3 protein-coding genes are annotated in these 2547 nt (G+C 43.6%); all 3 read right to left on the bottom strand.

Features of this window, described 5'->3' with window-relative positions; all coding sequences use genetic code 11:
• A partial coding sequence (locus Q7J27_11065) for a GvpL/GvpF family gas vesicle protein (protein ID MDO9529682.1) occupies positions 1-622 on the bottom strand: 622 nt, incomplete at its 3' end.
• Positions 622-1311 carry a hypothetical protein gene (locus tag Q7J27_11070; GenBank protein ID MDO9529683.1) on the bottom strand — a complete coding sequence of 230 codons (690 nt, stop codon included), beginning with the start codon at positions 1309-1311 and terminating at the stop codon, positions 622-624. The genes Q7J27_11070 and Q7J27_11065, both read right to left, overlap by 1 nt.
• On the bottom strand, positions 1311-2345 hold the full coding sequence (locus tag Q7J27_11075) for a GvpL/GvpF family gas vesicle protein (GenBank protein ID MDO9529684.1): 1035 nt from the start codon (positions 2343-2345) through the stop codon (positions 1311-1313). The genes Q7J27_11070 and Q7J27_11075 overlap by 1 nt, the downstream gene beginning before the upstream one ends.
• Positions 2346-2547: the final 202 nt, after the last annotated feature.

The raw sequence follows: 2547 nt of genomic DNA on the forward strand, positions 1-2547 counted from the left end.
AAAAGGCGCTGTTGGTAATCATCTGATCGCCGAAAACATCGTTTGCCTTATGCTCAACCCAGAGCCCCTTCAATAAATCGAGAATCGCGTTTTCTTCCCGCAGCTTCTTTGCTTCCAGAGCTTTTTTTACCATATCACCCAACCCAACCTGATCTCGCTGCGGTCTTACCTTCTTTGACATGAGGCGATCCCTCAATATCCTGATATCCTTGTTTTCGTCTACGATTTCCCGGAAGGCATCCTCCTTATTCGACCATAGAACCTTGAGGCCGAGCTCTATCTTGTCTTCCACATATGTCAGAAGCTCTTTAAGCTCGTCATATCTGGCCTCTAATACCTTTTCTCTGATAAGATCTGTTCCCTCTCCGATAGTGCCGAATCTCACCGGCAGCATTGGATAATCTTTCATGGCCTCTTCCATGACCTTCTGATGCGCCATTGTATTGGCCCTGGTAACGGGATATTTAATAATGGGAGAAGAACTGATCACGGCTCCGATATCCCGGTAGCATACTGTATAAACCTCATCTTTGTAGTCACCAATGCCCATGGGACCAAAGGTCTTCTCTTCATTGATTGTCGCAATGGCATATATGTATTGACCGTCGTCTTTGTCAGGCATCAGATTATTTCCTTATCAATATCGGCGATCAGATACTCTGTTAATTCATCGAATTTCTCTTTGTTTTTGCCGGACATAAGTTCTTTGAAGTAGCCTCTAACCTTTTCTATATTTTTTACTTCTTTTACATCGATATCCCCTGCAAGATACTGGGGCACGTCGTGAAAGGCCCCCATAAAAAGGACACCCCTTTCTTCTTCTTTAAGGGTTTTATTGATGGTTTTTGCAACAAATTGATCTCTTTCCTCCATTATTCTATCTCTATGGATTCTATAGCCTGCGTAAGCCGTGGTCCTTTCCCAGAGCGATTTTGTCTGGGCAAGTTTAAGAATGCGGTTATATTCTTCTTTAAGGAGTGCCACATCTTCCGTTTTTCTGATTTCTCCTCCTCTCCCAATCAAATCAAGTACGATCCGGAAGTTTCTGCTCCCCCTTCGGGCCCCTTCCTCAACGATCCTCTGTCCCAACTCACCATCCGCCAGCAGGCCATCCTGATAGATTTTTAAATTTCCGGCATCCAGATTTGTAAAATAACCTTCGATAGAATCCCAGAATAAATGCACCGTCTTTTTATGTCTCTCCCACTGCTCTTTGCCGCATATGTCGGCGCTTCTTTTGTCGATATCCGGAGCGATGCTTCCCAGATCGGAGTCCACATGGATAACGGGCACATACAGCAGTCTCCTCATTACGCATTTACCCCTGACTGTGTCATCGGTTTGACAACAATCCAGTTCCTTACGTCTTCTTCCTTAAAGGAGCATTGTTCCCCCTCGCAATAATCCTTGAGAAGCCGATAGGCCTTCGTTATATTCTCAAATCTTTTTTGCGCCTCCACATCGCCCGGGTATTTGTCGGGATGAAACTCTTTGCTCAATCTCCAGTATGCCTCTTTGATTTCCAGTGCAGTGGATTCTTCACCCAGACCAAGCGTTTTCCTGGCTTCGCTTACATCTGAAAAATCAATCTTGTTTATTTCAAATGTACAGAAACTGTATGAGGGAAGGGGGCCTACTATCCTGAAATTCACTTCATCCTGATATTCTTCATCCAGCAAATCTATCTTTGACTCAAATGTTTCTTTGTTATCTTTATTGATCAAAAAAGCGACATTCATGATCATGGAGTCATCCATAACATCGTGGGAGCGGTGGGTTTCTGATTCCGCTTTCAAAGTATCCAACATATCTGAAGCGCGTTCTTCTCTTTTCCTGTCCAGTGAAGCCTTAACCATCTTTCCCAGGGTTATTCCGGCCTCAAGCTTCTGGTCGGTGGGCTTTGATGCTGCTTCCGCCTTGAGTTTTTGTATTTCTTCCTCTTCTCCAATTGTCTTTATGACTGCGTCCAGATTGTTCCACATGGCCACTACGTCAAGCTCTATTTTGTCTTCCATAGACATGGAATTTGTTTTGACCTGATCATAACCCTTTCTCAATATCATCTCGACTTCCTCTTTGCCATCGACCGAGGTTCCGAATTTCATGGGGATGATATAATGGTTTTTCATAACCCGTTCTATAACTGCCTGATAGACTGCGAGATAGAGAAGGAGTGTTTCTTTCGGCAGGGAGCCAAACTGCATATCGGGTAAGTCACTGACGACAGCGGCAATATCCTGATAGGGTTGAGTGTAAACTTCTCCCCCATCGATGCCGGCGTAATCAAACTTTTTCTTCTCATTTATGTTGATAAATCCATAGATATAGATGCTTTTCCCACTCATGCTTTTCCTCCTTGATTCAGGAAAAATGGGACAGCTACCATTTTTCTAACGAAAAAAAGTAGCAGTCCCTATTTTCCATGTCCACTAATCACTGACCCTCGACCACTGTCTATCGACAATGCCTCTTTAAAGTGTTTATCCGAAATCAGGAATTTCGAGTAATCTTCATTTCCCGATTCTATAAATTTTCTTATGGCCGACA

This window comes from Syntrophales bacterium, from assembly GCA_030655775.1.
In the GTDB taxonomy this organism is placed as follows: Bacteria; Desulfobacterota; Syntrophia; order Syntrophales; family JADFWA01; genus JAUSPI01.